At 49.0% G+C, this 13,425-nt stretch carries 16 protein-coding genes; all 16 read left to right on the forward strand.

Annotation, left to right across the window (positions count from 1 at the left end; all coding sequences use genetic code 11):
- The first annotated feature begins 74 nt into the window (after positions 1–74).
- The 16 genes from glyA (at position 75) to atpG (ending at position 13,410) form a co-directional block, all read left to right on the forward strand.
- Positions 75–1,328, forward strand: coding sequence for a serine hydroxymethyltransferase (gene glyA, locus AC5LIL_RS02305; RefSeq protein WP_074035858.1), 1,254 nt, complete (start codon positions 75–77; stop codon positions 1,326–1,328).
- A 4-nt stretch (positions 1,329–1,332) separates the two neighbouring features.
- A complete protein-coding gene (locus AC5LIL_RS02310) occupies positions 1,333–2,277 on the forward strand; it encodes a hypothetical protein (protein ID WP_499824745.1) in 945 nt (314 codons plus the stop codon).
- A 99-nt stretch (positions 2,278–2,376) separates the two neighbouring features.
- Complete coding sequence (locus AC5LIL_RS02315) at positions 2,377–2,625, forward strand: hypothetical protein (RefSeq protein ID WP_499824746.1); 249 nt, start codon at positions 2,377–2,379, stop codon at positions 2,623–2,625.
- Between the two features lie 65 nt (positions 2,626–2,690).
- Entirely contained in the window at positions 2,691–3,368 is a 678-nt protein-coding gene (locus AC5LIL_RS02320; protein ID WP_214744568.1) for a response regulator transcription factor, read from the forward strand.
- Positions 3,369–3,370: 2 nt separating this feature from the next.
- Positions 3,371–4,606, forward strand: a complete 1,236-nt coding sequence (locus AC5LIL_RS02325) for a sensor histidine kinase (protein WP_499824747.1) — start codon at positions 3,371–3,373, stop codon at positions 4,604–4,606.
- 108 nt (positions 4,607–4,714) lie between these two features.
- Positions 4,715–5,410: a hypothetical protein gene (locus AC5LIL_RS02330; protein WP_499824748.1), complete on the forward strand. Its 696-nt coding sequence runs from the start codon at positions 4,715–4,717 to the stop codon at positions 5,408–5,410.
- 188 nt (positions 5,411–5,598) lie between these two features.
- Positions 5,599–6,807 (forward strand): hypothetical protein, encoded by a 1,209-nt coding sequence (locus AC5LIL_RS02335; RefSeq protein ID WP_214784795.1) that lies wholly within the window; start codon positions 5,599–5,601, stop codon positions 6,805–6,807.
- Positions 6,808–6,910: 103 nt separating this feature from the next.
- Complete coding sequence (gene upp / locus AC5LIL_RS02340; protein ID WP_074035874.1) at positions 6,911–7,540, forward strand: uracil phosphoribosyltransferase; 630 nt, start codon at positions 6,911–6,913, stop codon at positions 7,538–7,540.
- A gap of 661 nt (positions 7,541–8,201) precedes the next feature.
- Positions 8,202–8,429: a hypothetical protein gene (locus tag AC5LIL_RS02345; protein WP_026825087.1), complete on the forward strand. Its 228-nt coding sequence runs from the start codon at positions 8,202–8,204 to the stop codon at positions 8,427–8,429.
- Positions 8,426–8,833, forward strand: coding sequence for an ATP synthase subunit I (locus AC5LIL_RS02350; protein WP_214784793.1), 408 nt, complete (start codon positions 8,426–8,428; stop codon positions 8,831–8,833). The genes AC5LIL_RS02345 and AC5LIL_RS02350 overlap by 4 nt, the downstream gene beginning before the upstream one ends.
- A complete protein-coding gene (gene atpB / locus AC5LIL_RS02355; RefSeq protein WP_074035878.1) occupies positions 8,833–9,570 on the forward strand; it encodes a F0F1 ATP synthase subunit A in 738 nt (245 codons plus the stop codon). The genes AC5LIL_RS02350 and atpB overlap by 1 nt, the downstream gene beginning before the upstream one ends.
- 65 nt (positions 9,571–9,635) lie before the next feature.
- Positions 9,636–9,857, forward strand: coding sequence for a F0F1 ATP synthase subunit C (gene atpE / locus AC5LIL_RS02360; RefSeq protein ID WP_012727360.1), 222 nt, complete (start codon positions 9,636–9,638; stop codon positions 9,855–9,857).
- Between the two features lie 71 nt (positions 9,858–9,928).
- The gene (gene atpF / locus AC5LIL_RS02365; RefSeq protein ID WP_499824749.1) at positions 9,929–10,456 is read left to right on the forward strand and encodes a F0F1 ATP synthase subunit B; all 528 of its coding nucleotides are present in this window, start codon (positions 9,929–9,931) and stop codon (positions 10,454–10,456) included.
- Complete coding sequence (locus AC5LIL_RS02370) at positions 10,456–10,989, forward strand: F0F1 ATP synthase subunit delta (RefSeq protein WP_074035886.1); 534 nt, start codon at positions 10,456–10,458, stop codon at positions 10,987–10,989. The genes atpF and AC5LIL_RS02370 overlap by 1 nt, the downstream gene beginning before the upstream one ends.
- Before the next feature lie 18 nt (positions 10,990–11,007).
- Entirely contained in the window at positions 11,008–12,516 is a 1,509-nt protein-coding gene (atpA, locus tag AC5LIL_RS02375) for a F0F1 ATP synthase subunit alpha (protein WP_078147660.1), read from the forward strand.
- Positions 12,517–12,552: 36 nt separating this feature from the next.
- Positions 12,553–13,410, forward strand: coding sequence for an ATP synthase F1 subunit gamma (gene atpG, locus AC5LIL_RS02380; protein ID WP_074035890.1), 858 nt, complete (start codon positions 12,553–12,555; stop codon positions 13,408–13,410).
- The last annotated feature ends 15 nt before the right edge of the window (positions 13,411–13,425 follow it).

Genomic DNA, 13,425 nt, shown 5'->3' on the forward strand with positions numbered 1-13,425 from the left:
TAGCGATACCCAAAAAAACAAGCGTGTGGTACGATGGGGGTGTTGATTTTTAGACATTTAGAGGGGGTCTTCACATGGTAAACACGACGAAGTTAAAAGTGCAGGATGCAGAATTGTTTGAGGCAATGCAACACGAGCTCGGTCGTCAACGCGACAACATCGAACTCATCGCTTCAGAAAACTTTGTTTCAGAAGCGGTCATGGAAGCGCAAGGAGGCGTATTGACAAACAAATATGCCGAAGGATACCCAGGACGCCGTTATTATGGTGGCTGTGAATTTGTCGACGTCGCTGAAAACTTGGCGCGTGACCGTGCGAAAGCATTGTTCGGTGCAGAACATGCGAACGTACAACCGCACTCAGGTGCACAAGCAAACATGGCAGTCTATTTCACAGTGCTTGAAGCGGGAGACACGGTTCTCGGGATGAACCTATCACACGGTGGTCACTTGACACACGGTAGCCCGGTCAACTTCTCGGGAGTGCAGTATAACTTCGTCGAATACGGTGTAGACAAAGAGACAGAACACATCGATTATGACGTCGTCGCAGCGCTTGCGAAAGAACATAAACCGAAATTGATTGTCGCGGGAGCATCGGCTTACCCACGCACAATCGACTTCGCGAAGTTCCGTGAGATTGCGGACAGTGTCGATGCGTACCTCATGGTCGATATGGCACATATCGCTGGCCTCGTGGCGGCGGGTCTTCACCCGAACCCGGTCGAGCATGCGGATTTCGTCACGACGACGACGCACAAGACGCTTCGTGGACCACGTGGCGGTATGATTCTTTGTAAAGAAGAGTTTGCGAAAGCAATCGACAAATCCATCTTCCCAGGAATTCAAGGTGGTCCCCTCATGCACGTCATCGCAGCGAAAGCAGTCGCGTTCGGAGAGGCGCTCCAACCAGAATTCAAAGAGTATCAACGTCAAGTCATCGCCAATGCACAGGCACTTGCGGCTGGTCTTGAAGAAGAGGGGCTCCGAATCGTATCGGGCGGAACGGACAACCACCTCTTACTCGTCGACCTTCAAGGAATCGACATCACAGGGAAAGCGGCGGAGCATGCGCTCGACGCTGCAGGGATTACGGTCAACAAAAACACGATCCCATTCGATCCAGCGTCACCGTTCGTCACAAGCGGAATCCGTCTCGGTACGGCAGCGATGACGACGCGTGGCTTCAAAGAGGACGATATGCAAGAAGTGGCACGCCTAATCGGTCGTGTACTCAAACAACATGAAGATGAGTCGGTACTCGCAGAAGCACTTCAAGACGTGCGTACGTTAACTGCGAAGTTCCCACTTTACCCAGAACGAGGCTGAGTCAATGGACATCCGGACACTCGCAGAACGAGAGCTATCCGAACTCCCATTGTTCGATATGACGGAATGGTTGGCTCGTAAGGGGGAACACGACCCATCTTTCCGTCTTGTCGCCAGTGAGTTCGGGGTCATCACGACGCTCCTCGACCATGGCTATTACGAAGAAGCGAGCGAACGAATCGTACCGCTCCTCGGGATGAAAGTGCCCGCTGCGTTCCATCGACTAGGTCTTGCGCTAGAAGTGAAAGCGAACGGGAAAAAAGCGGCCAAGCGCCGCTTTCGTTCGTTTTCTCCGGCCGTCATCCAGCATTCAGATTTAGCCGAGTGGCGACAGGCCTTCAAGTTTGATAAGAAATGGCTCGGTCTTCCGCTCGTCGTGGGACTTGCTGTCGTTGCGCTCGTGTTTTGGCCAGATGCCGAACCTCCGATTGTCCCGCCAAGCGAGACCGATCAAGTCGTCGTCGAGACGGTGACCGAGGAAGAGGCGATGGCAGAGCGCTTGAAGGAACTAGAAGCGGAAGTCGCTCGACTTGAGAAGGAAAATGAACAGCTACAAGGTCAAGAAGAAGCACCAAGTGATTCAGTGGAAGAGAAGCCGGGTCAAGCGATTGACGTCGTGCCGTTAGCGGAGGTCGAAGCGCTCGTACAAGACAAACAGTACGAGCAAGCTGAACAGTTGCTCGACGGAGAAGCGAAAGCAGGTCAAGAGCAGGCGGTTGGATTTTATCGACTCCTTGTCGACAACAAGTTAGGCAAAGCGAAAATCGCGGATTACGCGGCTTATCTCGATTCCTATCCTGAGTCTGGGTACAAGGCAGACGTCCTATGGATGAAAGGGATCGCCGAGAAAAAAGCGGACGATCCTGCTTATCGGGATACGCTGACGACTGTGTCAGAAATGAAAGGAACGTATTGGGCGCCGATTGCGAAATCCGTGCTCGACGAGTGAGGTGTTGCGCAAGCAACGCCTTTTCTCATGAAATTTTAATGAACTCCACCTCGATTTCTCGTTTTCGCATCGTATGATGCGAGTAGGAGGGATGCACGAATGAAACGTTTAATGAAAATGATTGGGAGTAGTCTGTTGGCAATCGGCCTGATGGGAATCGGACTTGCCGGTTTCTTGTTCTTTACGACACCGGGGCAATCAAGCCTCACGCAATTGTCGCTCGCGGCAACGGGCATCGAGCAGCGAATCGAGCAAGTCGATGAGACGTGGGACCAATGGGAAGACCGTCTCGAACGACAAGTGGAATCAGCAATCCCGGAAGGCGTCCGTCTGTTTTTTGAGGATTGATTTTGGGAAATGAATACCAATACGTCGAGCGGTCCGCTCGGCGTTTTTTCAAAGGAGTGAGCAGGATGCAGACGATTCTGGTAGTAGAAGATGATTCGAAGATTGCACGGTTACTGGAACTAGAGTTGAAGCATGCAGGGTATGAAGTCGTCGTGGCGACAGATGGGCGTAGTGGTTTAGAGCGGGCCGTCGCCGACGAAATCGATCTCGTCTTACTCGATATCATGTTGCCTCAAATGAGCGGACTCGAGGTGGTCCGTCGATTAAAAGAAGAACGACCACTGTTGCCCGTTCTCATGGTGACGGCTCGGGGAGACCGCTATGACAAAGTGAGTGGACTCGACCTAGGTGCCGATGACTACATCACGAAACCATTCGAAATTGAAGAAGTGCTCGCTCGAATCCGGGCGTTTTTGCGCATGCGCCAGCTCGTTCGGCAGGACCATTCTGAGCATGTCCTGACCTATGAGACACTCAAAGTCGATGTGAATCGACATGAAGTGTATTGCGAGGGAAATAAAATCGATTTGACGCGACGGGAGTTTGATTTATTGGTCTTCTTTTTAGAGAACCCTGAGCGCGTCTTGACCCGTGATCAACTCGTCGAACATGTGTGGGGATTCGATTACTTTGGTGACACGAACGTTGTGGACGTATATGTCCGTTATGTCCGAAAGAAACTGACCGGTTCTTGGATTCAAACCGTCCGTGGTGTCGGGTATATGTTGAAGCGTGGTGAGTGAGCATGTTACGTACAAAAATCGCCTGGGCGATGACCGGGTTCATGTTGCTGCTCCTTCTCGTCTCGTTTGGCGTGACATGGTTCGTCGCGAGGCAAGAGATCGTCGATTCACGTTTTGATGTGTTACTACAAGCGTTAAACTTATTAGAAGAAGACGTCCGAAATAGCGATGCCGTGCTGTCCCTTCATGAAGACAGTGTCGTTCTAGAGCGTCAAGAAAACGGGGAGTGGGGAATCATCGGTGGAGAAGTGCCGGACGGGACGACATTTCCCATCAATTACGGAGAACCCGCACTCATCGATGACTGGTTCGTCGTCGCCACGACGGATGGGCTGGCATTCGGGTTTCAAGACCGAGCGGTGAGTGACACGATTCAAGCGTTGGCGACAATTTTTCTCGTCATGTTTTTCCTAGCCGTGCTCTTGACGTTCCTCGGTACATGGTGGATCTTACGCCAAGGGCTGTCGCCGTTACGGCGATTGACGGAGACGATGGAACGGATTACCGAATCGGGCAAATTAGAAACGATTGAGGTCGATGACCGGAAGGACGAAGTGACGCTCCTTTCGAACGGATTCAACCATATGATTGAACGGGTCGAAGGGACAATGGACCAACAGCGTCGTTTCGTCGCCGATGTTTCACATGAACTAAAAACACCACTGACCGTCATCGAAGGTTACGCGAAATTATTGCAGCGCTGGGGACAAGAGGACGAGAATGTCCGTGCCGAGGCCATCGATCATATTTTGACGGAGTCGCGACAGATGCGAAACGATTTGATTGAACCGATGCTAGAGTTAAATCGCTTCGCTGCGCTTGAAGAGGTCGATCGAGAAGACATTGATTTGGCTGAGCTTGGAGACATGTTAACAGAACGATTTTTACGGTCGCACGGCGTACACCTTCCCATCGATGCGAACGGTAGCTGGTATGGTCATCGTGAATCGTTACAACGCATTCTCGTCATCTTGATCGATAATAGTTTGAAATATGCAAAAGAGACGAGTCTTCACCTGACAGATAATCGAATCGAAGTGCGAGACAGAGGACCTGTCTTATCAGATGAAGTTAGAGCTCGTTTGTTCGACCGCTTTTATCGATTGGATGAGGCGAGGGACCGGAGCGGCAGTGGACTTGGTCTTGCGATTGCGAAGGAAGTCGCAGATGTGAACGGCTGGACAATCGGAAGCGAACCGAATGATCCTGACGGCAGTGTATTTTTCCTCACTCGATGATGAACATTTCGCATTTTCTCATCAACTTCTAATGAAGCCTTAAATGCGCTCTCACACACGAGGCTTATGATGAAAATAAGAAGAACACATTATGAGGAGGAAATGAACATGAAACGCATCGGCTGGATCATCGGAGCTTTACTTGGTGTCATGGCAATTGTAGGGATTGGATTTTATGTGAGTGGGAATCAGACGGACACGGTCATCGTCCCGCAAGCGATCAATCAAGCGAGTGACGACTCAGCACAAGAGCAATCGGACGATTCTTCGTCAGCAGAAGATTCGAGCGTCAACGCATCAGATGACTCATCATCTTCACGAATAGAGGATGACTATGAACTATACGGGACACTTGTCAGTCTGACAAAAGAAGATGTCACGATTAGTTTCAATGGAAAAGAATCGACGTACCGCTTAGCACAAACACATGAGATTGACGACGATACACCGCAAGTCGGTGACCGAGTGAAACTCGAATTGAATCGAAATGATGAAGTGAAAGAAGTGGACCGTGAGAGCGGAGATGATGATGCATATATTACTGGAACGCTCGTCAAACTCACAGATCAAGAAGTCACAATCAACATCGATGGAAAAGATAAGACGTATCCGCTCGCTGCACGATCTGAAATCGATGAGGACACACCTCGGGTCGGAGATCTTGTCAAACTTGAATTGAATCGAGATCAAGCAGTCATCGAAGTGGACAATGAATCCGACGATGACCAATATGAGCAAGAGGATTCTTCACAGGACGATTCCTCACAAGATGACTCTTCTGAAGATGAACGTGAGAATGATTAATTGAAGGCTCGAAAGAACCAATCTCTCAAGAGGTTGGTTTTTTTGTAGAAATCTATCCAATCAAAAGCTTCTACACAGCCATCAGAAACGTAATAATTCTGAAATCATCACAAAAATAGGTTATATGTTATGATGTACAAGAAAAATTTAGGTGGTTTTCACCTAATTGGGAATGAGGGGGAACATCAATGCGGACGTACTGGGGAATCTTACTCAGTTGTATCTTGTTGAGTGGATGTGGTGCCGAGACGTTGAACGCGATTGAATTACGTCCTTTGTCATCTTATCGAGTCGAACAAGAGCCTGAGGTGGCATTAACCGAACAAACGAAAGAAAATATACTTACATATTGCGAGAAGCGTCCGACCGATGTCTTACCGAAACGAAGAGCAAAAGTGGCGGAAGTGACATTCCGTCATCCCCTTTATGAAGCACTCGGCTATAAAAATGTGAAGTATTTTGCTGCGGGAGAAGAGCGATATCTCACTTGTGCCAACAGTAACCAATTGATGGAGCGGACGTTTGCGATCGAACCGATTCCAGAGTTTGAAGCACTCGACAAGGAACGATTTGTCGAGTCAGAGGTCGTCTCGACGATTGAGTTTGATCGCGTCGAGGACATGAAAGAAATTACGAGTGCGTTTAAGGTGAACGATGCACATGAAACGGTCATCCCAGATTCTGCATTTCGTTACACGACGCCGGACACGGGCGCAATTTACGTGACGTTTGAGACGATTCGGAACGGACGGACGCTCGACCCGATTGTCGAACCGAGACTCTTTCCGTTTCAAAGTGGAGAAAATGAAGGCTATGTCTTTTTGACGAAGAGGGCCGATGATCGAATCGCCCTGCAAATTGGAAAGGGACCGTCGCTCAGACAACTCGTTCTTCCGAGTATGTACGAAGCGCCGTACATGAAAGTCGATGCTAAAGAAGAGGACCTCTCGCTCGTTGGAAACCATCGAGAACTGATGAAACGAATCATCCTCTCGGAACAACCAATCGAAGGGGACGTGTCTGAACAGACCTCACTCGCACTCTCGAAAACATATGGAACCGTCCTTGAAATCTGGGGGCACGTCCGCCGACCTGTCCAGAGTAAGATGTCTTCACGACCAGCGGATGAGGACATGCAACTCGCTGTCTTTGAATCAAGTCGAGATACGGTCTGGTTAGATGGACCAAAAACTCAAGAACTGTTTGATGAATTGTCTCACGTCCAGATGCGCGAGAAGCCGACGAATGCCGTCAATATAGGGCAATTACATTTATATAGAGAATTGACGAAACAGTCGTTTGACGTATGGAAGACGGAAACCGAACTTTACTTGATTGACCAACATACGTCTCGGTCATATGAACTCCCTGCGAACGACTATTTCCAAATCAATTAACGTTCAGGGCGTCTGACCTCTATTAAAATAGAAGTTGGCTCTACCCATCTCAACAGAGTTAGGGTACAATGCTCGAGAGAGAATGAGAGAGGAGTGAAGCAAGATGGGAAAAGTACATGTTTATGACCATCCTTTGATTCAGCACAAAATGACGATTATGCGAAAAGTAGAGACGGGGACGAAGCAGTTCCGTGAACTCGTCGACGAAGTTTCTTCACTTATGGCATACGAAATCACGCGCAGCCTACCCCTAACAGATGTAGAAATCGAGACACCGGTCTCTGTTTCCACTCAAAAGATGATTGCCGGCAAGAAATTGGGAATCGTCCCTATTTTACGTGCAGGACTTGGTATGGTGGATGGGTTCCTCAAAATGATGCCGAACGTAAAAGTCGGCCATATCGGTCTCTATCGCGATCCGGAAACACTTGAGCCACACGAATACTACTTGAAGCTCCCGACAGACGTGACGGAACGCGACTTCATCGTCGTCGACCCGATGCTCGCAACGGGCGGTTCGGCTGCTGATGCCATCGCGGCTCTTAAAAAACATGGAGCGAAGTCAATCAAGTTGGCTTGTCTGTGTGCAGCACCAGAAGGCGTCGAGCGTGTACAAGCAGAACATCCGGATGTAGAGATTTATCTCGCAGCACTCGATGAAAAATTAAATGATCACGGTTATATCGTTCCTGGACTTGGGGATGCGGGTGACCGTTTGTTTGGTACGAAGTAAGAATGAAGCGGGAATCGTCGATGCGATTTCTGCTTTTTTTCATAATGTATCTTGAATAATTTTTGTCATTTTTGAATGTCACAAAATAGACACAAAAGTGAACGGAAAGAAATCAAAACACGAGACACTTGAATGCTGTTTCTTCTTATTTAAAGGAATCCGGCAATCTTTCATTTAGACGCCACGTAAAAATGCATCCAAAAAGAGCGATGAGATTCCTCACAAAAAAATGGGCAAAATCGCTCGACATGGCAAAAACATCCTCGGTATACTGAAACAGGACGTTGAAAACGATTTCAAAATGAAGTCAACGACCGTTTCGTAACTCTTTGTGAACGTAAACGTTTACCGATTGAAATTTCCAAAACGTGGGGGTATAACTGAACTATTCTTCATCTGATTCCGTTTGTGAAATGTTATAAAGTTAACATTTTTATTTCAACGTTTCTTCACACTTTCTTTAAAAAGTGCATCAATCGTTTACTTTATGAAGTGCGTAAAACTATTGATACGACTTGATTTAAAGCGCTTTTATAATTGTGAAATTCATTGACTTCTTATGCCATTTCTATTACTCTGAACTTGTGTGACTTTTGATGGTCACGCGAGTGTGAATCCGTGAAGAAGAGAGAAGCGCACCGTGCGTGAAAGGGGGACCGGGATGGCGAAAAAAGACAATCGTTACCTATCCTATGCCTCGCTCGCTTCACAAATTTCAACAGCACTTGCTGGACCGATCGTCATCGGTTATCTCGTCGGACAGTACGGCGAAAGACGTGAATTTTGGGGCACGTTTGGTTGGAATGTGTCGATCATCCTCGGACTCGTGTTCGGGATTACGGCGCTAGTTCTCACCCTTCGGAGTTTATTGACAGGAGAGGACGAATGAATACGATTCAAGCAGACAGAAAAGCACAGAAAGAACTGATGAAGCGTTATACGAAATGGTTTACCGTCTGGTTTGCGATTTTGCTCATCGGCGCATTCATCATCCCGATGTATAAAGCCGTATTTCTCGGGTTGTTCATCGGTGGGGTCGGAAGTCTCATCATTCTACATATGCAGAATCGAAGCGTCATTCGCATGTATGACGTCATCGAGCATGGACGTCGACCAAAGTCGCACGGGACCGTTTCAAGAATGGCGGTCGGTGCGTTAGCAGTGATAGTCGGTCTTTTCTATGAAGATCGGGTGTCCGTCATCGCGGTGGTAACTGGTCTAATCGCCGGCCACATCATACAATTTGGCGAGTTCACACTTGCCCAGCTCAGTAGGAAAAGAGGTGAATATTAATGGGTCATGAGTTTCCCACATATTCTCTGCACTTTGGGGACTATACGTTATACGGGAGCTGGACGAACGTCATTACAGTGCTAATAGCAGCGTTACTCGTCTTCGTATTCGCCATCTGGGGAACAAGACGTTTGGCTATGAAGCCGACTGGCAAACAAAACTTCATGGAATTCTTCGCGGAGTTCGTGCGTGGAATCATCGCTAGTGCGATGGACTGGAAGACAGGAGGACGCTTTATCGGATTTGGGATGACATTGATTTTGTTCATTCTCTTCTCAAACTTGATGGGTCTACCGTTTAACGTCATTTCCGGACACTATCTGTGGTTCAACTCACCGACGGCCGATCCTTACGTAACCCTGGCGTTGTCGACACTCGTCGTTGCAATGTCGCATTACTACGGGGTGAAGCTACATGGGTTCAAGCACTATTCGGCGGAATTCGTAAAACCAGTCTGGTTCTTGCTTCCGATCAAATTGATCGAGGAGTTTGCGAACACGTTGACGCTCGGTTTGCGTCTATACGGTAACATTTTTGCCGGTGAAATCATGATTACCATCATCTTGGGACTCGCGATTACAGCCGAAGGAGCACTCAACCCGCTCGGCGCAATCTTTGCGGTCTTCCCAATGATTCTATGGCAAGGTTTCTCAATCTTTATCGGGGTTATCCAATCCTACATTTTCCTGACGCTTGCAATGGTGTACATCGGGCACAAAGCTTCGGCCGAACATTGATTCGGACATCTCGCCAAAGCGTTACAAACAAATTATTTACTTAACTTTTAGGAGGAATATACACAATGGAACAACTTAATCTTCTCGCAACAGCACTTGTTATCGGTCTTGGAGCACTCGCAGCTGGTATCGGTAACGGTTTGATCGTATACGGAACAGTACAAGGACAAGCACGTCAACCAGAACTCAAAAACGAACTTCGTCAAACAATGTTCATCGGTATCGGTTTGGTTGAGGCCCTCCCGATCATCGGTGTGGCTGTCGGTTTCCTTCTCCTCAACTCTTGATTCCGAGTTAACGAGAATAGCATGAGAGGGAGCACGTCTCCCTCACTTATTTAGTCAAGAGGAGGGTATGCATGGATACGATGATGATTGCAGCTGGTGCTGGTGGCGATGGCCTCCGCATTCTAGATATGATCTTTACAATTTTCACATTCCTCGTACTCTTGGCCCTGTTGAAGAAATTTGCTTGGGGACCACTCCTTGGAATGATGAGACAGCGTGAAGAGTATGTAGCGAACGAGATTGAGCTCGCTGAAAAGAGCCGCAAAGATGCGGAAAACTATGTCGTCGAACAACGTGATGCACTCAGTGCAGCACGTACAGAGTCGAAAGAAATGCTCGACGCAAGCCGTCGACAAGCAGAAGCAGAACAAGCACGCTTGGTGGAGCAGGCGCGTTTGGAAGCTGAACAAATTAAAATCGAGGCAGAGAAAGCGATTGAGCGTGAGCGCGAGCTTGCGAAACAATCCCTTCAAACGGAAGTCGTCACACAGGCGCTTTCGGCAGCACGCCACGTCCTTCAATCAGACCTTAAAGGCGATGAAGCGAAACAACGTGCCCTCGTCACAGACTTCCTGTCTAAAGCGAAAGGTGCGAACTGATGAACGCATCACTAGCAAAACGCTATGCCAAAGCGCTCTTCGACTTAGCACGGGAACAAGGCACGCTCGACCAAGTCGAAGCGGAAGTGCGTCTGCTCGATGAAGTGCTCCACGCGACTCCTGAACTCATGGATCTCTTAACGAATCCTGCAGTCAGTGACAGCGAGCTTGCACAGCTTTTAAAAGACAGCTTTGGTGATATGACGGCGATTGTCGTGAACACACTTCTCGTCATGGTCGAAAACGACCGTGCGGCAGAGGTTCGCGCTTTGCCACGATACGTCCGCGACTATATCAACGACTACCGTGGAATTGCAGAGGGTATTGTCACAAGCGCCTACCCGTTGTCGGCAACAGACTTGAAAGACGTCGAACTCGTCTTCGGACAGAAGCTCGGGAAGACGCTCCAATTGAAGAACGTCGTCGATGAAGAAGTCATCGGTGGACTCCGTGTCCAAGTCGGATACACGACGTACGATGATACGATCGAAACGAAATTGACACGCCTCGAGCGTGAATTGTTGAATGCGTAAGAAATAGGGGTGAATTCAATGACAATCAAAGCTGAAGAAATTAGCGCCCTGCTAAAAGAACGAATCGCTTCGTACGGTTCTGAAATCGAAGTCAGCGAGACAGGTACAGTCATTCAAGTAGGTGACGGTATCGCTCGTGCACACGGACTCGATAACGTTATGGCGGGGGAACTCGTAGAGTTCTCTAACGGCGTAATGGGCTTGGCGCAAAACTTAGAAGAAGGTAACGTCGGGATTATCATCCTTGGCGATTACAAAGGCATTAAAGAAGGCGACTCTGTCAAACGTACAGGTCGCATCATGGAAGTACCAGTCGGTGAGGCACTCCTCGGACGTGTCGTGAACCCGCTTGGACAACCAATCGATGGTCTTGGACCAATCGTGACTGACAACTATAACCCGATCGAGCGTAAAGCTTACGGCGTTATGGCTCGTAAATCGGTTCACGAACCACTTCAAACAGGAATTAAGGCGATTGACGCCCTCGTTCCAATCGGTCGTGGTCAGCGTGAGCTCATCATCGGTGACCGTCAAACAGGTAAAACATCTGTTGCCATCGATGCGATCATCAACCAAAAAGAAGAGAACATGATTTGTATCTACGTCGCAATCGGTCAGAAAGAATCGACTGTACGTGGCGTAGTAGAGACGCTTCGTCAAAACGGCGCACTCGACTATACAATCGTCGTTTCGGCATCGGCATCACAGCCGGCACCACTTCTTTACCTCGCGCCATTCGCTGGGGTATCGATGGGTGAGTACTTCATGGACCGTGGACAACACGTCCTCGTCGTCTATGATGACCTCTCGAAACAAGCGGCAGCTTACCGTGAGCTCTCGCTCCTTCTCCGTCGTCCTCCAGGCCGCGAAGCCTACCCAGGGGATGTCTTCTACCTCCACTCACGCCTTCTTGAGCGTGCAGCGAAGTTGAACGACGAACTCGGCGGCGGTTCATTGACAGCACTTCCGTTCATCGAGACACAAGCATCGGATATCTCAGCATATATCCCGACAAACGTTATCTCGATCACAGACGGTCAGATCTTCCTTCAGTCGGACCTCTTCTTCTCTGGGGTACGCCCAGCGATCAACGCCGGTCTCTCGGTATCGCGTGTTGGTGGTTCGGCACAGGTGAAAGCGATGAAGAAAGTTGCTGGTACACTTCGTCTTGACCTCGCGTCTTACCGTGAGCTCGAAGCGTTCGCTCAGTTCGGGTCAGATCTCGACAAAGCGACACAATCGAAGTTGAACCGTGGTCAGCGTACGGTTGAAGTCTTGAAACAAGACTTGAACGCACCGCTTTCTGTAGACAAGCAAGTTATCATCATCTACGCACTCACGAAAGGTCATCTCGATGACATCCCAGTCACAGACATCCGTCGTTTCGAAACAGAAATGAACGCATGGCTCGACCAAAACCGTAAAGACCTCTGCCGTGAAATCCGTCAGACAGGAAACCTTCCTTCAGACGAGGCAATGGTCGACGCAATTACGGAATTCAAAAAGACGTTCTCGCCATCGGTTTAATCCGGTGACGAGCGTCTATTAAGGTGGTGAATCGAAATGGCATCATTACGTGAGATCCAGATGCGGATCACCTCGACCCAAAGCACGAAGCAAATCACGAAAGCGATGAACATGGTGTCGGCATCGAAGTTGAACCGGGCCCAAGGGAACAACGCCAACTTCAAGCCGTACATGGACAAGTTGCAAGAAGTCATCTCGTCGATCGCCGGTGGTACATCAGGCGCGACACACCCGATGCTTCAAGTACGTCCCGTCAAACGGACTGGTTATATCGTTATCACGTCAGACCGCGGACTCGCAGGTGGATACAACGCCAGCGTCTTGCGTGACGTGTACCGTGAACTCAAAGACAAGCACACATCAACAGATGAGTATCGTCTTTACGTAATCGGAAAAGTCGGTGTCCAGTTCTTCAAGTCACGCAACATTCCGGTGTATAGCGCGATGACAGGGCTAAACGACCAACCAACTTTTGTTGAAGTCGCAGAAATCGTCAAGCAGACGGTTGGTGCCTTCAGCGAGAGCGAGATTGATGAATTGAAGCTTTGCTACAACTCGTTCATCTCGGTCATCAGCCAAGAAGTGAAGATTCAACAATTGCTCCCGCTCGGGGATATCGAACAGTCCGCATCCAATGTGATGTATGAATACGAACCAGAAGAAGAAACGATCTTAGCGGCGCTCCTCCCACGTTATGCGGAAGGACTCATCTACGGTGCATTGCTCGATGCGAAAGTATCAGAGCACGCAGCACGGATGACGGCGATGTCGAGTGCGACAGACAACGCGGATGAACTCATTCGCGGACTCAAGCTCAAATTCAACCGCGCGCGTCAAGCAGCGATCACACAAGAAATCACAGAGATTGTCGGAGGTGCGTCGGCGCTTGAATAAGCGCACGCTCTCTAG

It is taken from the genome of Exiguobacterium sp. RM11 (genome assembly GCF_059821525.1).

Excerpts from the sequence above, each read along its gene's own strand:
- glyA (WP_074035858.1), top strand. The coding sequence starts at position 75 with ATGGTAAACACGACGAAGTTAAAAGTGCAGGATGCAGAATTGTTTGAG.
- AC5LIL_RS02310 (WP_499824745.1), top strand. The coding sequence starts at position 1,333 with ATGGACATCCGGACACTCGCAGAACGAGAGCTATCCGAACTCCCATTG.
- AC5LIL_RS02315 (WP_499824746.1), top strand. The coding sequence starts at position 2,377 with ATGAAACGTTTAATGAAAATGATTGGGAGTAGTCTGTTGGCAATCGGC.
- AC5LIL_RS02320 (WP_214744568.1), top strand. The coding sequence starts at position 2,691 with ATGCAGACGATTCTGGTAGTAGAAGATGATTCGAAGATTGCACGGTTA.
- AC5LIL_RS02325 (WP_499824747.1), top strand. The coding sequence starts at position 3,371 with ATGTTACGTACAAAAATCGCCTGGGCGATGACCGGGTTCATGTTGCTG.
- AC5LIL_RS02330 (WP_499824748.1), top strand. The coding sequence starts at position 4,715 with ATGAAACGCATCGGCTGGATCATCGGAGCTTTACTTGGTGTCATGGCA.
- AC5LIL_RS02335 (WP_214784795.1), top strand. The coding sequence starts at position 5,599 with ATGCGGACGTACTGGGGAATCTTACTCAGTTGTATCTTGTTGAGTGGA.
- upp (WP_074035874.1), top strand. The coding sequence starts at position 6,911 with ATGGGAAAAGTACATGTTTATGACCATCCTTTGATTCAGCACAAAATG.
- AC5LIL_RS02345 (WP_026825087.1), top strand. The coding sequence starts at position 8,202 with ATGGCGAAAAAAGACAATCGTTACCTATCCTATGCCTCGCTCGCTTCA.
- AC5LIL_RS02350 (WP_214784793.1), top strand. The coding sequence starts at position 8,426 with ATGAATACGATTCAAGCAGACAGAAAAGCACAGAAAGAACTGATGAAG.
- atpB (WP_074035878.1), top strand. The coding sequence starts at position 8,833 with ATGGGTCATGAGTTTCCCACATATTCTCTGCACTTTGGGGACTATACG.
- atpE (WP_012727360.1), top strand. The coding sequence starts at position 9,636 with ATGGAACAACTTAATCTTCTCGCAACAGCACTTGTTATCGGTCTTGGA.
- atpF (WP_499824749.1), top strand. The coding sequence starts at position 9,929 with ATGGATACGATGATGATTGCAGCTGGTGCTGGTGGCGATGGCCTCCGC.
- AC5LIL_RS02370 (WP_074035886.1), top strand. The coding sequence starts at position 10,456 with ATGAACGCATCACTAGCAAAACGCTATGCCAAAGCGCTCTTCGACTTA.
- atpA (WP_078147660.1), top strand. The coding sequence starts at position 11,008 with ATGACAATCAAAGCTGAAGAAATTAGCGCCCTGCTAAAAGAACGAATC.
- atpG (WP_074035890.1), top strand. The coding sequence starts at position 12,553 with ATGGCATCATTACGTGAGATCCAGATGCGGATCACCTCGACCCAAAGC.